The sequence below is a fragment of the Anaeropeptidivorans aminofermentans genome (assembly GCF_940670685.1).
In the GTDB taxonomy this organism is placed as follows: domain Bacteria; phylum Bacillota; class Clostridia; order Lachnospirales; family UBA5962; genus Anaeropeptidivorans; species Anaeropeptidivorans aminofermentans.
On record NZ_OW711693.1, the window covers coordinates 2334446 to 2353688 of the forward strand.

Consider the following 19243-nt stretch of genomic DNA (forward strand, 5'->3'; position numbering starts at 1 on the left):
AAGTAAATGGGCCATGTTATGCCTAAAATTTATAGGGGTGTTTTATAATATCGGAATAAAGCCCCTGATGCTTTATTCCAATGTTTTAAACATATTCGGGGCTTCTTCTTTTCTTACATTTTCTTTTGTGCTTAAAACCTCAACCTTCGTAATATTGCTCCCAAAGCGTATTTCTATAATGTCCCCTTCTTTTACTTCAAGGCCTGCTTTGGCTATTTTACCGTTTACAGTGACCCTTCCGGCGTCACATGCTTCGTTTGCAACAGTTCTTCTCTTTATTATTCTTGAAATCTTTAAATATTTATCCAGTCGCATATATACCTCCAAAAAAAGGCATCCTAAAGGATGCCGTATGTCGCAGATTCAAAATTTAAATGCTTATTATTTGTTAACTGAGTCTTTAAGAGCCTTTCCAACCTTAAATCTAACAGCCTTGGAAGCAGGTATAACCATAGTCTTTCCGCTTCTTGGGTTTCTTCCTTCTCTTTCTTTTCTCTCAGCAACCTCTAAGGTCATAAAACCAACTAACTGAACCTTTCCGCCATTAGCTAATTCTTCAGTTACAGCTTCTTCAAACGCCTTTAAAAATTTCTCGGTATCTTTTTTTGTTAATTCAGATTTTTGTTGAATAGCTGCGATTAATTCAGTTTTGTTCATTAGTAATCCTCCTTAAATATTATTTCATTACTCATTATAGAAAGCACTCATTAAAGAATTCATGATTGAGAAAATGCCTAAAACTAAACCTTAAAAATTTATAAAACCAAGTAAGTTTCTTACGGCAGAACATCTCAGGAAACGATGAATAAACGTCTATTCTTTAATGTTTTCAAATCTATTTATAAACGTTTCTGTGGCATTTGTCAAGGAAAATTCAGCATTTAATTCTAAATATCTGAAAATATTTACCATATGAAGCAAAGCGGTGTCCAATTTTTGCTTTTCGCCAATTTTCGACAAGATAAAATTCGATTCAAAAATCTCTGAAAGCACCTTTTGAGACTCTTCTAAATTGGGAACCGGAAGCCCTTCCGCCTCGGCCTTTTCCAATACCTTTTCAGCTCTGATGAGAGCAGGAAGCTCCTTTGGAATTTTTTTAAGCTTATCCACTGGGGACTTATACTTTTTTTCTATATCCTTATTCTTATTCCAAAGCTCCAATACATCGTCGGAAGAAACTGCAGTATCGTCACCAAATATATGTGTATGCCTTGTTATCATTTTACGGCAAACCTGATCTATAACGTCCTCTATATTAAAACTTCCTGCATTTTCTGAAAGCTTTGCCATAAAAATCACCTGAAAAAGCACGTCTCCCAGCTCCTCACAGAGCGCTTCCTCACTGCCTTTATTTACGGCTTCTATGACTTCATAGGATTCTTCAAGAATATATTTCCTCAAATCCTCCCTTTTCTGTGCCTTATCCCAAGGGCAGCCGTTTTCAGATAAAAGAACATCAAGAACATCCTTGATATCATGAAAATTAAATTTTACATCTTTATCAATAGGAAGTCTAAGCTTCTTATTTTCAATTTCTGTCATATCATCACACCCCCACTTTAAGGATATGATACAAGGCAAATAAAATCAAGCTTTTCTTCATTTTATTTAATACTAAACTTAGGAAAACACTTGCTTTCGCTAAAACAGGTTTTCAGCTATATTTCTATGTGAAGTATTTTGTCTTTGCAAAACCCACTCAGAAGTTTTGTTTCGCAAATTCTATGCCCCCCATAGCCGAATATCTTTCGCCTCTATCTCCGGGCCGCCGGATTTTTAACCCATGCCAAATAAATCCGGTCAAAAGCATTAAGGTCAGAAGCACTAAAACCCGTATATCAATCCTTTTATATTTTGCGGATCAAGAAGCCCTACAGTAACACTTCCCCCTGCAAAGAGGCTTTTTCTTTGCAAGGGGAAGCTTAACTTGCTTATATAGTAAAATAACCTGCTGTTTTAAGCTTTTTGAATAGAGTCCATAGTCTTAAAGTATAATATATATTTTAAAGCTATGAATACACACTGGTTTACAGATTTAAGGCAATCTACCTTTACTGCTCCATTTGCTTTCCTAAAAACCCTGCTGCTGTTTGGGCAAGCTTATTTTCAACTTCGCCCATTTTTTTATCGTTTGACAAAAAAACGACTGCGCCTATAACATCACCTTCGGATATGATAGGGGAAATAAGCTGATTGGAATACATCTGTTCATCATCATCTTCCAAAATAGGAGCAAAGCCTTGCTCTCCCCTGCTGGAAATAATGGTGTTTCTTGTGTTTATAGCCTTTTCGAGGGCAGCTGATATATGCTTATCCATAAACTCTTTTTTAAGCCCTCCTGAAATCGCTATCACATGGTCCTTATCAACGATACAAGTCACATGTCCGCTGGATTTGGATAAGCTTTCGGCATATTCCTTGGCAAACGCTCCAAGCTCTCCTATAGGCGAATACTTCTTAAGTATTATTTCTCCCTCTCGGTCCGTAAATATTTCCAAAGGGTCGCCTTCCCTTATTCTTAATGTACGTCGAATTTCCTTGGGTATAACAACCCTGCCTAAATCGTCAATTCTTCTGACAATACCCGTCGCTTTCAAAAAAACTCCTCCTTGTGTTTAATCTTTTCTGTCATCTATAGTAACCACAGTGAAACTGGAAAATGCGGCAGAAATAATTTTTATTCCTAAGCACATACTAATCAAATTCTAAAGAGACTATAAATTCTATTAGTATAATTAAATTATCAATAAGACAATTTATTGCAGGCAGGATTTCTTATCTAAAGATGAGCATATCTAACGTAGCATTTTCCTAGGTTACTATAAGGCGTATCTTCTGAATTTTACTCTTGGTTTAAAAATTATTGTGGCCATAAATAAGACTTCATAAAAGCCAAAAAGGCAAAAAAGTATTAAATCCAAGGTATTTGAAAATACACCAGTCTGTAATGCCTATCCTTATTTATCTTTAAATAAAGCTAAATAAGTTCTCCTTAACGCTTATAGTAAATTCCTTTTCTAAAATTAATTTACTATAGATCCGGGTTATAATAATCAGCTTGAAAATGATGTAGGTTTAAACCTGTAAATCATTTTAAACAAGCGCCCATTGCAGTTATGCTTATTAAATTTAAAAACTATACTTCATTTTGCAATTTTAATAAGTTTCTTTAAGTTTATTTCCGACTTTAAACTTATGAACTGTAAATGGGATTAATTTGTTTCTAGCTTATTATTTATCACTACTGGAATTTTTATTCATATGGGCAGGTAAATTTTATTTAATTTTATATTTCTTTTCCTTTTCATAAAAATAAACCCTTTTTCAATTAAATCTTTTAAATTATTATGTAGTTATATAGTTAACAAAAATAAAAACCTTTTTGTTAACTATAAAAAGGCGTATCCAATTTGGATACGCCTTTTATAGCATGCGGTCAATCTTTTAGTACCTCAGGTGGAATAAACTTTCTCTGGGAGAATTGATATCTGTAATTGCTTGCGTCGCCATTGCAGCTAATTATATTTCCACAGTTAAAAACTTATTAAAGCCCCATAGAACTTTAATAAAAGAGGCTGCCGACTTTGTCGGCAGCCTTAATATTAATTTTCTAAATAAAGTGCAAGAAGCTTAAGGGTATTTTCTACGGCCTCGTAATGGCTTCTTTCCATGCCGTGGCTTGCCCCTACGCCCGGGCCTATAAGGCCGCCTTTAATGTTATTGCCGCCTTTTAATGCAGCAGAAACGTCCGACTGATACATGGGGTATATATCTACGGCATATTGAATATTATTTTCCTTTGAAAGGTTTATGAGCTTCGTTGTAATATCATAGTCATAAGGGCCTGAGGAGTCCTTAGCGCATATGGATACGTCATATTCGGTGCAGTTAAGGTCAAGGCCTATGCAACCCATATCTACGGCTATAAGCTCTGTAATGTCTTCTGGGATATAGCTCATGCCATGGCCTACTTCTTCGTAAGAGCTGAAGAGAAGCTTTAATCCGTATTTTAATTTAATATTATTATCCTTAATGTATTTTAAAAGGCCCAAAAGTATTGAAGCGCTTAATTTATCGTCAAGGAAACGGCTCTTTATAAAGCCGCTTTCAGTTATCTGAAGCTTAGGGTCATAGCAAATAAAATCCCCGGTTTCGATGCCAAGAGCTAAGGTATCTTTTTTGCATTTCACCTTTTCATCAAGCCTTACATGCATATTGTTTTCGTCTCTCGGAAGGATAAGGGCATCAGGAAAAACATGAGCGGCAGGGCTGTTGGATAAAATTGTTCCTGTGTAAACCTTTCCGGAGCGTGTATGAACATTGCAGTATTCTCCGTCGAGGGTAGGAAGCATAGGGCCGCCAATTTTAGTAAAGGCAAGGCTTCCGTCTGCTTTTATGCTTCTTACCATAAGGCCTAAAGTGTCTACGTGAGCCGCAAGGCCGATGGTTCTTTCGTTTGATGCAAAAACCTCAACAATGAGATTGCCCTTTTCAGTATATATTGCTTTGTATCCCAATTTTTCTACTATGTTTGCAAGCTTTTTCATTACGTTTGCGGTAAATCCTGAAGGGCTGTCAACAGAAATTATTTCCTTGAGGCAATCTAATATATATTCCTTGTCAAAAATCATTGCCATATTAATCTTCCTCCTATCGTATCCTCTGAATTATGCTCCTGCTTTTTATTCCTTGTCATTAATTCCTCAACTGCTAAAACAGGGCTTTTCCCATGATTCAGTACATTATTTATTTCGGCCGTAATAGGCATTGGTACATTATATCTCAAAGAAAGCTCATAAGCAGCATTGGAGGTATTTACCCCTTCAACAACCATATGGATTTCCTTAAGGGTCTCTTCCAGGCTCTTTCCCTGGCCTAAAAGTATTCCGGCCCTTCTGTTTCTTGAATGCATGGACGTACATGTAACAATAAGATCGCCTATGCCTGAAAGGCCAAAAAATGTGTTTATTTCCGCTCCCATAGCAGCTCCAAGCTGAGATATTTCCTTAATTCCTCTCGTCATAAGAGCGGCCTTTGTATTGTCTCCGAAGCCCATGCCGTCGGATATGCCTGCTGCAAGGGCTATAACGTTTTTAAGGGCGCCGCCAAGCTCCACGCCTATAATATCTGTATTGGTATATACTCTGAATTCCTTATTCATAAAAACGTCCTGCACCATTTCCGCAAGAGCAAGGTCTGAAGATGAAGCTACTACTGTGGTAGGAAGCCTTCTGGATACCTCTTCTGCATGGCTTGGCCCTGAAAGAACCGCTACGGCGGCTTCTGGATAAACCTCTTTTATTACCTCCGAAAGCCTTTTTAAAGAGCCGTCTTCGAGCCCCTTTGAAACATTTACAATGGATATTTTTTCAGGCATAAGGCCTTTAAAGCTTTCCATGGTGCTTCTTACAAACTTTGAAGGAACAGCATTAACAACGAGTTCCGCATTGAAAAGAGCTTCTTTTTTATCCCAAAACACCTCTACGTTTTCAGGAAGAGGCACTCCGGGAAGAAACTCTTTATTTTCCTTATTTGCAATTATACTCTCGGCCTCTTCTTTTCTGAAAGACCAAAGGCGGACTTTATGAGAATTATCTGCCAGAAGATATGCCAAAGCAGAGCCCCAGCTTCCTGAACCTAGAACAGTGATATTCATGAAATACCTCCTTATAACTGTTTTTTGAAACTAAACTTATTTTCTTTTCCCTCTATAATCCTTTTGATATTTCCCCTATGTAAATACCAGCTCATAACCGTTACAACAGCACCCAAAATAGCTGCCTCATAACCGTATCCGAAAGAAAAGACAGCTATGGGTAAAAGCAAAGTAATGGTTAAAGCCGCAGCAGAAATATATCTTGTGAAAATAACAATAATGATTCCTATGGAAAATAAAATAAGCATTATTCTAAAATCAATACAAATAATGATACCAAGGGTTGAAGCGATACCCTTTCCCCCTTTAAATTTAAGATAAAAGGGAAAGCTATGGCCTAAAACCGCTCCGATACCGCCGTAAAGGCCGGGAACAATAGAAGAATCTCCCAAAAAGGAGCCTCCGCCCCCAAATATCAAGGAGCATAGCGTATAAGCCAAAACAGCCTTTAAAACATCACATAAAAATACAGCAGCACCGGCCTTAAACCCTAAAACTCGAAGGGTATTGGTAGTTCCTGCGTTCCCGCTTCCGTAATCCCTAATATCTATTCCTCTGTAAAAAAGCTTCCCTACGATATAAGCGGTCTGAATAAGCCCTATAGCATATCCTAAAGCAAGGCAAAGAATTCTCGTCATAAAGCACCTCTGATTATAAAGAATAGATGATGTTTGATTTTAATTCATTATATTAATCTTTTCTGTTTCTTACGATAAAATGTATCGGTGTTCCTGTAAAACCGAAGGCCTGTCTGAACTGATTTTCTATATAGCGCTTATATGAAAAATGCATAAGTTCCGTATCGTTTACGAAAAGCACAAAGGTAGGCGGCTTTACGGAAACCTGGGTAACAAAGTATATTTTAAGCTGCTTTCCCTTATCCGTAGGCGGCGGAGACATCGCAACTGCCTCTATCAGCACTTCATTTAGTATACCTGTAGCTATTCTTAAAGAAGCATTTTCCGAAACAATCCTGATTAAGCCAAAAAGCTGATCTATTCGCTGGCCTGTAAGAGCGGAAACAAAAAGCTTGGGCGCGTAAGGCATGTATTTAAGTTCCATATCTATATCTTTAATAAACTTATTCATGGTTTTGCCGTCTTTTTCAATGGCATCCCATTTATTCACGGCAATAATAGCGGCCTTTCCCCTCTCATGGGCAATACCTGCTATTTTCGTATCCTGGTCGGTGATGCCTTCCTCTGCGTTTATTACGAGAACACATACATCACAGCGTTCAACTGCAGCTATTGCGCGTATGATAGAGTATTTTTCTATATTTTCTTTTATTTTGGACTTTCTTCTCATTCCGGCAGTGTCTATGAAGACATAGTTATGGCCGTCCTTTTCGTAAGGGGTATCGATGGCGTCTCTGGTGGTTCCTGGAATATCGCTTACAATCAGCCTGTCTTCTCCAAGAATCCTGTTTATAATAGAGGACTTGCCTACGTTTGGCTTTCCTACAATGGCTATTTTGATAGTCTCGTCGTCTTCTTCCTCGTCACCTGTTTCAGGGAAGAACTTTACAACCTCATCAAGCATATCCCCAAGACCCAAAGCCTGCCCTGCAGAAATAGGAATAGGCTCAGAAAGCCCTAAGGAATAAAATTCATATATATCTAAGTTGGCCTTTCGCATGTCGTCAACCTTGTTAACGGCAAGAACGAGAGGCTTTCCTGATTTTCTAAGCATGTTTGCTACCTGCTCATCGGCGTCTGTGATGCCTGTTTTTACGTCTACAACAAATAAAACCACATCAGATGTCTCTATGGCGATTTCGGCCTGTTTCATCATCTGTCTTGTGATTATATCTTCCGCATCGGGGTCTATTCCCCCTGTGTCTATAATTGTAAATTCTTTGCCAAGCCATTCAACATCGGCGTATATTCTGTCTCTTGTTACTCCGGGCGTATCCTCAACGATGGATATTCTTTCTCCCGCCAATCTATTAAATAAGGTTGATTTTCCTACATTAGGCCTGCCAACCACTGCTACAATAGGTTTTCCCATTTTTTCCTCCGCTATTTTGAAAATATGGCATTGATAAAATCTGCCCCTGTATTTTCAACTGACTCTATTTTTATATTAAGGCTTGATTCCATATCCATAAGGCTTATATCATCAAGAAAAATATCTTCGTCTCTTTTAAGGGCATTTTTAGGTATCAGGAGCTTTCTTCCAAGGTCTTTTCCTGAAAGGGTTTTTATGATGTCATTGCCTGTTAAAAGCCCCGAGACTGTAATATTATGCCCAAAAAAATCATTATTTACGGCATATACATTTATATTAATGCCGAACCTTTTTTGAATCTCGCCGCATAGCTCTTTCATTAAGCCTTCTGCGGCACATCCTGTAACTATGGATATTTTTTCCATTTGTTTTACTATTCTAAGCTTATCAATTTCATTATAGAACTCATTTCTAAAGGAAGCAGCCATGCCAACCCCGTTTTCTATCTGAGGAAAGTCTTCATAATAGTCCACTTCCGGAAAATCGTATCCGGCAGTTAAATAAAATTCATCGGAAGCATAGACGAAGCTTGTCTTATGCTTTTCCTTGATTTTTTTCTGCCAGTAATTTACCTGCTCTATGACTTTTCTTGCGTCTTCTTTCCCAAAGGGCGTAAGCGGATAAAGCCTATCCCTATATTTTGATATCCCTACAGGCACTATGGAAAGAGATTTTCCGTGGGGTATATATTCAGATAAATCCGATATGGTTTTATCTAAATGCTCTCCGTCGTTTATGCCGTTACATAAAACCACCTGATAGTTCATCTCAATATTTCCGGCAGCTATTTTATCCATGTAATATTTAAGCTTTTCCGAATTGGGATTCTTTAGCATAAATCTTCTAAGCTCCGGATTTGTTGCGTGAACGGATATATTAATAGGTGAAAGATGATAAAATATAATCCGATCTAAATCCTTTTCGCTCATATTTGTAAGGGTGACATAATTTCCCTGTAAAAAGGAGAGCCTGGAATCATCATCTTTAAAATAAAGCGTTTCTCTCATTCCCTTGGGAAGCTGGTCTATAAAGCAGAAGATGCATTTATTCTTACAGCTTTTGGCGCAGTCCATAAGGCCGGATTCAAAAACAATGCCCAAATCTTCATCAATGTCTTTTTCTATTTCCAAAAGCCATTCTTCACCAAAATGCTTTTCTATTAAAACTTCTATATACTCGTCTTTTATGGCATATCTATAATCAAAAATATCTTGGATTTCACTATCATTTACGGCTAAAAGAATATCTCCTTTTTCTATGCCCATTTCTTCTGCGATGCTTAAAGGCTCAACCTTTATGATGACATTTTGATGAGCACTCATATTATTCTTGTCGTTTTCCAAAATTTATCTCTCCATTATTTCTATCATCGCAGCCATGGAGCCTCTGTCCTTTCCCATAAACCTGTGAGAATAAAACAAATCAGGGTTGCACTTTGTACACATAACTGCCACTTCAATGTTCTCAGGCTGAACTCCTGCTTCCACAAGATGCCTTTTATTTATATTCTTTAAATCAATATTAAATTTATTCCTTTTTTCATCTTTCACAATATATTCGCCTGCAAATCTTATTTTGTCGTAAAACTCCTCGGCAACAGGATAATCTACTTCAAAACAGCATTTTCCTATGGCAGGACCAATAGCACAGAGTAAGTCTTCAGGATTTGTTCCGAAAGTTTCCTGCATTTTTTTAATTGTAACTGCCCCTATGTTATCGGCAGTTCCTCTCCAGCCTGCATGAGAAAGGCCGATGGCCTTATTTTTAGGATCCACAAAATAAATAGGCACACAGTCCGCATAAAAAGCTGTAAGAACGATTCCCGGGGTATTTGTAATATAGCCGTCGGCATTTTCCAAATTGCTTTTCTTTAAAAAGCCCTGCCCCTTATCCTCCAAATCAAGAACTTTTATATTCGTACCGTGAACCTGCTTTGAAAAGCTTATGCCCTCATAGGATAAACCTGTTACCTCGCATAACCTTCTATAATTTTCGTATACATTTTCTGCCTTCTTTTCTTTTGAAAAGGCAAGATTCAGACTTTTGCAATTTCCTTCAGACACGCCGCCTACTCTAGTGGAAAACACATGCTTTACAAAATCAACTCTGTCAAAAATTTCAAATGTGATGTATTTGATTCCCTTTTCAAATCTTATTTTCATTTTTAGCTCCTAAAATGCATTTTCTATATGCTCTATATTACTAAAGCTCCCTGTTATTTCTAATACGTCAAACCTGAAATCTCCATCAGGCAGATTATTTTCTGAAATAAAAGTGAGGGCTGTTTTACGGATTTTATCCTGCTTTCTTGCATCCACAAATTCCCTGGGATAGCCGTAAGAGGTGTTTTTTCTGTATTTAACCTCTATAAAAACATATAAGCTGTCTTTTTTTGCTATAATATCGATTTCACCGTAACGGGAATGATAATTTCTTTCTGCAATAATATAGCCTTTTTCTTTTATGTAATTTATTGCCGAAAGCTCCCCTGCTTCCCCTTTATTTATTTTTAGGGACATATTTCTTATCACCTGCTTTATCCAGACGGGTAATAAACACAAGAATCTGAGCCACAGCTTCATAAAGCTCAGGCGGAATATAATCCCCCAAATCAATGTTCATAAGGTCTTCTGCAAGGGCCTTATCTTCTATGACAGGGATTTTTTCACTATCGGCCTTGTCGATTATTTTTTCCGCCACATATCCTTTACCTTGAGCAATTACCTTGGGTGCTATATCCTTAGGGGAATATTTAACGGCAACGGCCTTTTTTTGCTTATTTATATTTTTATTTGAAAACATAAAATCACTCACAGTATAAAAGCAATAAAATAAACGGAAACTTTATAAATTTTACAATATATTCGTAACAAAGGACCTTCTATGTATAGGCGTAAGACCGTATTTTTTAATGGCTTCAATATGCTCTTTCGTCCCATAGCCTTTATTTTTATCAAAGCCGTACTGAGGGTAAGTTTCGGCATATTTATACATCATTTCATCTCTCATTACCTTGGCTATGATGGAAGCTCCCGCTATGGTGATGCTCCTTTCGTCGCCTTTTATGATGGCCTTTTGCTCAATATCCACGCCGTCTATATTTACCGCATCAATAAGCAGTATATCCGGCTTTACTTTAAGATTATTGACTGCATATTTCATTGCCAGCTTCGTTGCATTTAAAATATTTATTTCATCTATAACATCCGGCTCCACGATGCCCATGCCGACATCGGAAGCGCTTTTTTCCAGCTGCCAGAAAATTTCGTTGCGCCTTTTTTCCGAGAGCTTTTTAGAATCGTTTATTCCTTCTATTAAAATATCCTTGGGGTATATAAGGGCGCAGGCCACTACAGGGCCTGCTAAAGGCCCCCTGCCGACTTCATCTATGCCGGCTATGTATTTATATCCGTTTTCAAGATAAAGGTTTTCAAATAAGCTTATTTCCTTCAATCTCACAAGCTCTTCATAGTAAGAATCAAGCTTTTTCTTATATCCTGATATAAGCTTTTTTACACCTTGTCTTTCATCATTATCATATTTCATTATAAGAGGTTTAAGCTCCTGCATCTGGCAGTCCTTAAACTCATCTTTTATTTCGGCAATCGGCTTCATAATATACCTCTTAATATAAGCTATATAAAGTATACCCTAATTATAGATTATTGTAAATTTAATATTTTTTGCTTTCAGTGCAAACATAGATAAGTATTTTCCTTCACAAAATACCGGAAAATTAAGATACCGTTTACAGCACTCTAATTCAAGCCGGATTTTTTGACCATATCAAAATGATTCCAATCTGCGATATAAAAAAAGACTATTATAGGGTATATTTTCATACATTTACCTCGTCTGGACTTATGCTAAAGCTTGAAAAAGGCTCTTCTTTAGGATAAGGGGCTCTAATCTCCAGCAGCTCTTTGGTTTTAGGGTGGTTAAATTTCATATAATAGGAATAAAGAGCTACATTTCTATATTTATAATCTTTCTTTCCGTATTTGGTATCCCCTATAAGATAATTCCCCTCTCCCGCCATTTGAACCCTTATTTGATGATGCCTTCCTGTTTCAAGGGATATTTCCAAAAGGCTCATATCAAGCGCCGAACTATACGCCAAAAGCCTGTAATTTAAAATGGCTTCCTTTGCGTTTTTAGTGTTTTTATTGACTGTCTTTGAAATATTAAGCCTTCCGTTTTTTAAAAGATAAGATTTTATTTCCTTTTTTTCTTCCGTTCTTCCTTTTGCTACTGCCAGATATTTCTTTTCTATTGCCCGGCCCTCAATCTGTTTTGAAAGCGCACAGGCAGAAGTTTTGTCTTTTCCAAAAAGAACAAGGCCGCCTACAGGCCTGTCAATACGGTTAATCATATAAATTTCACCGTATTTCTCATTAAGAAAAGATGATACGTCAGTATCTTCCGTCAGGTCCTTCTGTACAGGCATGCCAAAAGGCTTATTTACAACAACAATATATTCATCTTCATATATTACTTCCATAAGATCTCCTTCAAATTCAGAAGATTAAATGCAATGCTAATGCTATAAGCGCAAGCTTTACGCATAAGTTTCCTGTGGGAAATGTATGCTAGGACAAAATCAAGTATAACTTAATTTTATTTATACTCGAATAAAAGTAAAACAGTAGCATCGTAAATTTGCTTTTCCTTGATTTTATGCCTTCTTAGAGCCTGTTATTTACTGCGGAAGAAAAGCAGATTTACTATACGTTTATTATAAAAATTGTACCAATTTTAAACACTATATTCAAGACAAGTTTTTAATTGTGATTTTTCATGGGGATGTTTTAGGTATACAATGTACATATTTTAAAATTCTGCATGTAAAAAACCGCTTTTCAGCGGTTTTTTTAGTAATATCATAAATTATTTTTTACTCTGGGCATAAATTTTCATTGCTTCGGCAAGAAATTCTGATAGACCCGTGCCGTATTTATCTATATTTTCTGTAAAGCGGCTATCGGAAATATAGAGCTCTCCCACCCCGGCAAATGCCTCGAGAGAGTACTGATAGCCAAAATTACGGTTAAAATGTTGATACATTTTTTCCATGGCGTTTTGGGCAATCCCTGAATCAGGTTTTTCTCCTCTTATTTTGGCAAGCTCTTTAAATAAACGGTCCATGCCTTCTGCAATTCCTTCCTGCTCTTCTTTAGACATAGACTCGACATAGGCCTTGCTTCTATCTACAGCTTCATCGCCCCAAAGGCTTCTTGCCTCTTCCTCATATGGGTTATTGCTCATATCAAATCCGCCGAATTTTTCTTTATTCGTCATAATTAATTCTCCTTTCATTGCTTTCATGGTTTTATCTAAGGTTTCAAGCATAGCTTCAATTCGGTCTTTCTCATAAAGTAAGTATTTCTTTTGAAGAGAAAAGGCCTTTTCTCTGTCAAAAGAAGGATCGCTTAAAAGCCTTATAATATTTGCAAGAGAAAATCCGCATTCCTTGAAAAAAAGGATTTGCTGAAGCCGGTCTATATCCTCATCTTTATACTCCCGATAGCCGTTATCCGGATTACGGCAAGGGCTTAAAAGCCCTATCTTGTCATAATGATGAAGGGTGCGCACGCTGATTCCCGTTATATTCGCTACTTCGTTCGTATTCATACTGTCTCCTCCCTTGCAAAATCAATTCTATACTATAACGTTACGTTGTAGTCAATAGATTATTTTTATTATATAGTAAATTTCTCATAATGAAGTAACAAAACCGATTCCTAGAGACTCAAAACGCCATCTTCCTTAGGAACATCGTCATGTTGCCTTTACACAGCAGTAAGATAATGAGAATTTCAATATATAAAATAAAGACAATTCACAAAATGCGATTACTATAGTTCTTCTAAAACATATTTTTAAGTTTAAGCGAATATACGGTTTTCTTACTGTTTAATTTTAAATTTACTATATATAATTCCCTTAAATTCTCTGTGTAGTAAATTTATCATGAAGAAGTAGCAAAAGCCTATTCCCTTAAGGCTCAAAAACACGGATTTCCTTCGGAAACGGTACATTTTTGAGCCTTCGTGAATATACGGCTTTGCTACTGTTTAACTTTAAATTTACTATATATGAAAAAAGACACTCTAATAAAGTGCCTTTGTTAGTGCTAGATTAGTTAATTCTTATGTTAATATAAAGTAAATTTCACTCAAGGATGTAATAAAAATCTATTTTTCATAAACAGCTTAAACATATAAAATCTCTATATCTAAGCCATTCAAAATATACGATTTTTATTACTGTTTCATTTGAAATTTACTATAGCTATTTATAATGCTCCTCTATTTTACCCGAGGCATTATATCTTTAATATCTTCTATTGCTATGCTTATATTCCGCATGCCCTGTCCTACAGGATAATAAACTGGGAAAACCGGGTAGCTTATTTCATCTATTTCTTTCATAAAATATCGCCCTCTGCATCTAGATACGGAAATGGACTTTCCCAATAAAATAGAGCTTACTTGATTGCCGAAAGCTATAATATTCTTAGGTTTAAGCATAGCTATTTCTTTTTCTAATAAGGGAAGGTACTCCCTATAAATTTGAGCGGCAATAGGCTTTGCATCAATTTGGGTGCATTTTCCTAAATTAGTAATATAAACTCTTTTGCGGGAAAGCTTTTGATAAAGCTTATATGCAAATTCATAATCCCATTCTTTCGGCTTAAGATTTGCAATGTGAAAGTAGGTTTCTTCGGTTAATAAGCCAACTTTAAAAAGCAATTTCCATATATTTTTCGTTCCTATCCACGGGGCTCTTATTCCTTTCCATTCCTTTGAAGATGCTATATTTCTCCCTGTAGGATTCATAAAAATAAACATTATATCCGGTTCATAAATACAGCCGGCCCCGTAAATACTGTTTAGCTCTTTCGCCCCATACAATAATTGTAATTTGTCATAATCAGAATGCAGAACCGATAATTGCAGATTGCCCGTCAAATTCTTCAATGCCAATCCCTCCGCTTCTATCCGTTTTAAAGTATAATAGCTTTAAGGCAGTAACAAAAGCCTATTTTTCATAAACGACTTAATATAATAGAAGCACTTGTATTAAGCCATTCAAATATACGGTTTTTGTTACTGGAATCAAATTATTTTACTATATAACCCCTGAAGCTCCATAGTCTATGTTATTATCGAATGCTTTGTAAACCTGATTTCATAGCAAGCTGCCTAAGAAAAGGATTATACATAGCAGGAGACTTTAAATTTTTTATGAGTAAATTTAATCTGATGCCCTTTATCCTTTGATTGTATCTGTCTAAAAATCCATCGATTCCTTCTTCAAGGCTTTGGGCAAGATATAAGGAGCTTTTTAATGCATAGCTTATGCCTTCGGCTGAGCTTGGGCTGATTGCCCCTGCTGCTTCGCCTACAAGGGCTATATTATCCTTTCCTCCGTAGAGCTGGGAACCCCTTTTAGGGCGATTAATATATGCCCCTTCTGTTTTAAATTTATTTTCAAAAGTAAAGCCCAGTTTTATGAGCTTTGCCTTTAATAAATTATACTTATTCCATGTATCTTCTCTGGGTCTAAGGGCCGAGCCTAATAATAAATAATTGTCCTTTGGTATAACCCATGAATAAAAATCACTTATTTCTTCATCAAAAATCGCTGTAAAATAAGGCGTATATTCTGTGCATTCATACCATTCCTGAATTGAAATGTACTTTTCAGGAGAGCTTATATCTTCAGCAATTAATTTTCTTATCTTAGAAGAAGCACCGTCGGCTCCTACAATAATTTTCGTCTTGGCAAGTATTTCCTGTCCGTTATAAATGTAGCTGATTTCATACCCGCCGGATATTTCAGTAAAACTTTTAAAATATGCGTTTAATCTTTTATCAACCTCATTTGGAATTATAGAAATCAGCCATTGATCAAATTTATCCCTATCCATATTAAAATAAAATCTCTGATACAGCCTCTCCAGATTATTGTTTAAATCAAGGGTTCTTACAGCAAAAAGCTGCGGATTAACCAGAATATCTTTCGGTATCCCCAACCCCAGCTGCGCAATCATTTTCTGTGCATCAGGGGCCAATAGTCCTCCGCAGCATTTATTTTTTATTTTCTTTGGATTCTCATTTTCCATGTCACGTTTATCTATTAATAAAACCTTATATTTACTTCCTATAAGCCGTGCAAGGGTAGCCCCTGCAGGTCCCGCCCCTACGATTACAATATCATACATAAATATAACCTCACAAAATAATTATATGTGCAATGGTTTTAAACTAAAAATTTATGATTGGCATAGGTTCGTTCCTATAGCCAATTTGCTTTTATTCTGCTTCAAATATTTTACTTTAAAGGGCGTTCCTCCTAAGAAATATATTCATAAACAAAATTAAGTGCGCTTGATTTTACACTAAGCGAGCTTGGAAAAAAACAAAAGTAAGCTTATAAATCTTTTTAAGTGAGCATCCTCTTATAATTATCAAGCTTATTTTTAAATTTCATAACTATATTCATATTATATCATAAGCATAGGTTCTGCTCATACATTCCCCTTTGGGAAATGTGTTCGCAGATAAAACTAAGCAGAGCTTAGTTTTATCCATATTATATCACATCTAATATATTTCATAAATAAAAACAGAGTATGCCCTATCTTACTGGCACACTCTGTTTCTTTATAACGATATTTTAAATACAATCTTTCAGGCTATACATTTAAGATATATGGCCTCAATTAAACGCAAGAATACCGGCTGATTAACGTGGGAACTTAAGCGCCGCTTGAGCTGCCGCAAGTCTTGCGATTGGCACTCTGTATGGTGAGCAGGATACATAGTTCAGGCCAAGCATATGGCAGAACTCAACAGATGAAGGATCCCCGCCGTGCTCTCCGCAGATACCAAGCTTGATGTTTTCTTTTGTGGATTTACCCTTTTCAACTGCCATCTGCATTAACTGGCCAACGCCTGTTCTGTCAAGACGTGCTGTAGGGTCTGCTTCATAAATGTTTTTGCCGATGTAGTCGTTTAATATTTTACCTGCATCATCTCTTGAAAGCCCATAGGTAAGCTGAGTAAGGTCGTTTGTACCGAAGGAGAAGAATTCCGCTTCCTTAGCAATAGCATCAGCTGTAAGGCAAGCTCTTGGAATCTCTATCATAGTACCAACCATATATTGAAGGTCTACACCCGCTTCTTTAATAACTTCAGCGGCAGTGGAGTCTACGATTTCTTTAACAAATCTAAATTCCTTAATTTCTCCTACAAGAGGAATCATGATTTCAGGAACGATGTTGTAGCCTTTTTCTTTATTTATTTCGATAGCCGCCTTGATGATAGCAACAATCTGCATTCTTGTAATTTCAGGGAAGGTTACGGATAAACGGCAGCCTCTATGACCCATCATTGGGTTAATTTCATGAAGAGCCGCGGCTTTTGCTTTAAGCTCAGCAACTGGCTTTCCGTTCTGCTTGGAAACAGCCTCATATTCTGCCTCTGTATGAGGAATGAACTCATGAAGCGGAGGGTCAAGAAGACGAATTGTAACAGGTCTTCCTTCCATAGCTTCGTAAAGGCCTTTAAAGTCGCTTATCTGATAAGGTATAAGCTCTTCAAGAGCTTTTTCTCTTTCAGAAACAGAGTCTGATAAAATCATCGCACGGAACTTAATGATTCTTTCTTCATCGAAGAACATATGCTCTGTTCTTGTAAGACCGATTCCTTCTGCGCCAAATTCAATGGCTTTGCTTGCGTCTTTAGGTGTATCTGCGTTTGTTCTAACCTTTAAATCTCTTACTTTATCTGCCCATTCCATGAATTTAGCGAAGTTTCCAGAGATTTCAGGATCAACAGTCTTAATTTCTCCTAAATAAATATTACCTGTGGAACCGTCTAAGGAAATATAGTCGCCTTCCTTAATTCTGTGTCCGCCAAGGTCGAAATATTTTTCTTCCTCATTCATTTTGATTTCTTCGCAGCCGGATACACAGCATGTTCCCATACCTCTTGCAACAACGGCAGCGTGGCTTGTCATACCGCCCCTAACGGTTAAAACGCCTTTTGATCTTGCCATACCCTCGATGTCTTCAGGAGAGGTTTCAAGACGAACAAGAATGCATGCTTCTCCTCTTTCAGATGCTTCTTTCACATCTTCTGCATTGAAGTATACCTTACCTGTAGCTGCTCCCGGGGAAGCGGGAAGAGCCTTTCCTATAGGATTAGCTTCTTTCAGCGCCTTTGTGTCAAATGTTGGGTGAAGAAGCTGGTCAAGCTGTCTGGGTTCTACTTTAAGAAGGGCTTCTTCTGACGTAATAAGGCCTTCATCAACCATATCAACAGCTATTTTAAGAGCGGCTGTGGCAGTTCTCTTTCCGTTACGTGTCTGAAGGAAGTATAATTTGCCTTTTTCGATGGTGATTTCCATATCCTGCATATCTTTATAATGTCTTTCAAGCTTCTTAGCGTAGTTTACGAATTCATCATAAATAGCAGGCATTTCTTCTTTAAGCTGTGCGAATGGCTTCGGTGTTCTAACGCCGGCAACAACGTCTTCGCCCTGTGCATTAATCATGTACTCACCGTAGATTTCGTCAACGCCTGTTGCGGCATTTCTGCTGAATACAACGCCTGTACCGGAATCGTCGCCCATGTTGCCGAAAACCATGCTCTGTACGTTTACAGCTGTACCCCAGTCATAAGGAATGTCGTTCATTCTTCTGTAGGAGAAAGCTCTTTCATTATCCCATGATCTGAAAACAGCACCAATAGCTTCATAAAGCTGAATCTTTGCGTCGGCAGGGAAATCCTTGCCCTGATCGTCTCTATATATTTTCTTGAATTCTTCGCAAATATGCTTAAGGTCGTCAACATTTAAGTCTAAGTCGCTTCCGTAGCCTTTGGATTCTTTATACTCATCAAGAACCTTATCAAATTTTTTCTTTGAAACGCCGATTACAACGTCTGCAAACATCATAATAAATCTTCTGAAAGAGTCGTATGCAAAGCGGGGATTTCCTGTGGCATTGGCAAGGCCCTCAACAGCCTCGTCATTAAGACCAAGGTTTAAAACTGTATCCATCATACCAGGCATAGAAGCTCTGGAACCGGAACGAACAGAAACTAAAAGCGGGTTTGCATTGTCACCGAATTTCTTTCCTGATATTTCTTCTAATTTTACGATAGCTTTGTCAACTTGAGCCTTTATTTCATCGCTTAATACTTTTCCGCTGGTGTTGTACAAAGTACAGGCTTCTGTAGAAACCGTAAATCCCTGTGGAATAGGAAGGCCTAAATTTGTCATCTCAGCAAGATTGGCGCCCTTTCCGCCAAGCAGCTCTTTCATTGAGCCGTTTCCTTCGGAAAACATATACACATATTTCGTGCTCATTTGTAAAAACCTCCTGAAATCTCTATATTTTGCTTTAAGGCGTTCATATTTTTATGCATATTTGCTAAACATAATTGCTGGTGTTTTATGCAAAACGCCGCTACAACGTATTATACCATATACGGGCAAATTTGGCAGTAACAAAGTAAAATTTGTCAAATTAAATTAGTACAGGCTAATATGCCTTGCCTGCTTTGT

General features: G+C 37.1%; 18 protein-coding genes. All 18 read right to left on the minus strand.

Features of this window, described 5'->3' with window-relative positions:
• Window positions 1-72: 72 nt before the first annotated feature.
• Window positions 73-315 (minus strand): RNA-binding S4 domain-containing protein, encoded by a 243-nt coding sequence (locus NBX03_RS09810; RefSeq protein WP_250230265.1) that lies wholly within the window; start codon window positions 313-315, stop codon window positions 73-75.
• Between the two features lie 66 nt (window positions 316-381).
• Entirely contained in the window at window positions 382-657 is a 276-nt protein-coding gene (locus NBX03_RS09815; RefSeq protein ID WP_250227599.1) for an HU family DNA-binding protein, read from the minus strand.
• Between the two features lie 156 nt (window positions 658-813).
• Entirely contained in the window at window positions 814-1542 is a 729-nt protein-coding gene (locus NBX03_RS09820; RefSeq protein WP_250227600.1) for a MazG family protein, read from the minus strand.
• Window positions 1543-2051: 509 nt separating this feature from the next.
• The gene (gene spoVT, locus NBX03_RS09825; RefSeq protein WP_250227601.1) at window positions 2052-2597 is read right to left on the minus strand and encodes a stage V sporulation protein T; all 546 of its coding nucleotides are present in this window, start codon (window positions 2595-2597) and stop codon (window positions 2052-2054) included.
• 1005 nt (window positions 2598-3602) lie between these two features.
• A complete protein-coding gene (locus NBX03_RS09830; RefSeq protein WP_330638331.1) occupies window positions 3603-4637 on the minus strand; it encodes a M42 family metallopeptidase in 1035 nt (344 codons plus the stop codon).
• The gene (locus NBX03_RS09835) at window positions 4628-5656 is read right to left on the minus strand and encodes an NAD(P)H-dependent glycerol-3-phosphate dehydrogenase (protein WP_250227602.1); all 1029 of its coding nucleotides are present in this window, start codon (window positions 5654-5656) and stop codon (window positions 4628-4630) included. The genes NBX03_RS09830 and NBX03_RS09835 overlap by 10 nt, the downstream gene beginning before the upstream one ends.
• Window positions 5657-5667: 11 nt before the next feature.
• Window positions 5668-6294, minus strand: coding sequence for a glycerol-3-phosphate 1-O-acyltransferase PlsY (gene plsY, locus NBX03_RS09840; protein ID WP_250227603.1), 627 nt, complete (start codon window positions 6292-6294; stop codon window positions 5668-5670).
• Between the two features lie 52 nt (window positions 6295-6346).
• Window positions 6347-7666, minus strand: a complete 1320-nt coding sequence (gene der / locus NBX03_RS09845; RefSeq protein WP_250227604.1) for a ribosome biogenesis GTPase Der — start codon at window positions 7664-7666, stop codon at window positions 6347-6349.
• A gap of 11 nt (window positions 7667-7677) precedes the next feature.
• Window positions 7678-9009 carry a DUF512 domain-containing protein gene (locus NBX03_RS09850; RefSeq protein ID WP_250227605.1) on the minus strand — a complete coding sequence of 444 codons (1332 nt, stop codon included), beginning with the start codon at window positions 9007-9009 and terminating at the stop codon, window positions 7678-7680.
• Between the two features lie 3 nt (window positions 9010-9012).
• A complete protein-coding gene (gene pgeF, locus NBX03_RS09855; protein ID WP_250227606.1) occupies window positions 9013-9828 on the minus strand; it encodes a peptidoglycan editing factor PgeF in 816 nt (271 codons plus the stop codon).
• Window positions 9829-9837: 9 nt separating this feature from the next.
• Complete coding sequence (locus NBX03_RS09860) at window positions 9838-10185, minus strand: YraN family protein (RefSeq protein ID WP_250227607.1); 348 nt, start codon at window positions 10183-10185, stop codon at window positions 9838-9840.
• Window positions 10166-10468 (minus strand): EscU/YscU/HrcU family type III secretion system export apparatus switch protein, encoded by a 303-nt coding sequence (locus tag NBX03_RS09865; protein WP_250227608.1) that lies wholly within the window; start codon window positions 10466-10468, stop codon window positions 10166-10168. Before NBX03_RS09865 ends, NBX03_RS09860 begins: the two co-directional genes overlap by 20 nt.
• A 51-nt stretch (window positions 10469-10519) precedes the next feature.
• Window positions 10520-11281, minus strand: coding sequence for a ribonuclease HII (locus NBX03_RS09870; protein WP_250227609.1), 762 nt, complete (start codon window positions 11279-11281; stop codon window positions 10520-10522).
• A gap of 223 nt (window positions 11282-11504) precedes the next feature.
• Complete coding sequence (locus NBX03_RS09875) at window positions 11505-12167, minus strand: RluA family pseudouridine synthase (RefSeq protein WP_250227610.1); 663 nt, start codon at window positions 12165-12167, stop codon at window positions 11505-11507.
• A 386-nt stretch (window positions 12168-12553) separates the two neighbouring features.
• Window positions 12554-13297, minus strand: coding sequence for a MerR family transcriptional regulator (locus NBX03_RS09880; RefSeq protein WP_250227611.1), 744 nt, complete (start codon window positions 13295-13297; stop codon window positions 12554-12556).
• Window positions 13298-13974: 677 nt separating this feature from the next.
• Window positions 13975-14646, minus strand: coding sequence for a uracil-DNA glycosylase family protein (locus tag NBX03_RS09885; protein WP_250227612.1), 672 nt, complete (start codon window positions 14644-14646; stop codon window positions 13975-13977).
• 185 nt (window positions 14647-14831) lie between these two features.
• Window positions 14832-15893 carry an FAD-binding protein gene (locus tag NBX03_RS09890; protein ID WP_250227613.1) on the minus strand — a complete coding sequence of 354 codons (1062 nt, stop codon included), beginning with the start codon at window positions 15891-15893 and terminating at the stop codon, window positions 14832-14834.
• Between the two features lie 524 nt (window positions 15894-16417).
• A complete protein-coding gene (gene ppdK, locus NBX03_RS09895; RefSeq protein WP_250227614.1) occupies window positions 16418-19045 on the minus strand; it encodes a pyruvate, phosphate dikinase in 2628 nt (875 codons plus the stop codon).
• Window positions 19046-19243: the final 198 nt, after the last annotated feature.

Bases quoted from the DNA above. Each gene is read 5' to 3' on its own strand.
- NBX03_RS09875 (WP_250227610.1), bottom strand. From the start codon at position 12,167: ATGGAAGTAATATATGAAGATGAATATATTGTTGTTGTAAATAAGCCT.
- NBX03_RS09815 (WP_250227599.1), bottom strand. From the start codon at position 657: ATGAACAAAACTGAATTAATCGCAGCTATTCAACAAAAATCTGAATTA.
- NBX03_RS09810 (WP_250230265.1), bottom strand. From the start codon at position 315: ATGCGACTGGATAAATATTTAAAGATTTCAAGAATAATAAAGAGAAGA.
- NBX03_RS09830 (WP_330638331.1), bottom strand. From the start codon at position 4,637: ATGGCAATGATTTTTGACAAGGAATATATATTAGATTGCCTCAAGGAA.
- pgeF (WP_250227606.1), bottom strand. From the start codon at position 9,828: ATGAAAATAAGATTTGAAAAGGGAATCAAATACATCACATTTGAAATT.
- NBX03_RS09890 (WP_250227613.1), bottom strand. From the start codon at position 15,893: ATGTATGATATTGTAATCGTAGGGGCGGGACCTGCAGGGGCTACCCTT.
- ppdK (WP_250227614.1), bottom strand. From the start codon at position 19,045: ATGAGCACGAAATATGTGTATATGTTTTCCGAAGGAAACGGCTCAATG.
- NBX03_RS09820 (WP_250227600.1), bottom strand. From the start codon at position 1,542: ATGACAGAAATTGAAAATAAGAAGCTTAGACTTCCTATTGATAAAGAT.
- der (WP_250227604.1), bottom strand. From the start codon at position 7,666: ATGGGAAAACCTATTGTAGCAGTGGTTGGCAGGCCTAATGTAGGAAAA.
- NBX03_RS09870 (WP_250227609.1), bottom strand. From the start codon at position 11,281: ATGAAGCCGATTGCCGAAATAAAAGATGAGTTTAAGGACTGCCAGATG.
- NBX03_RS09880 (WP_250227611.1), bottom strand. From the start codon at position 13,297: ATGAATACGAACGAAGTAGCGAATATAACGGGAATCAGCGTGCGCACC.
- plsY (WP_250227603.1), bottom strand. From the start codon at position 6,294: ATGACGAGAATTCTTTGCCTTGCTTTAGGATATGCTATAGGGCTTATT.
- NBX03_RS09865 (WP_250227608.1), bottom strand. From the start codon at position 10,468: ATGTTTTCAAATAAAAATATAAATAAGCAAAAAAAGGCCGTTGCCGTT.
- NBX03_RS09860 (WP_250227607.1), bottom strand. From the start codon at position 10,185: ATGTCCCTAAAAATAAATAAAGGGGAAGCAGGGGAGCTTTCGGCAATA.
- NBX03_RS09835 (WP_250227602.1), bottom strand. From the start codon at position 5,656: ATGAATATCACTGTTCTAGGTTCAGGAAGCTGGGGCTCTGCTTTGGCA.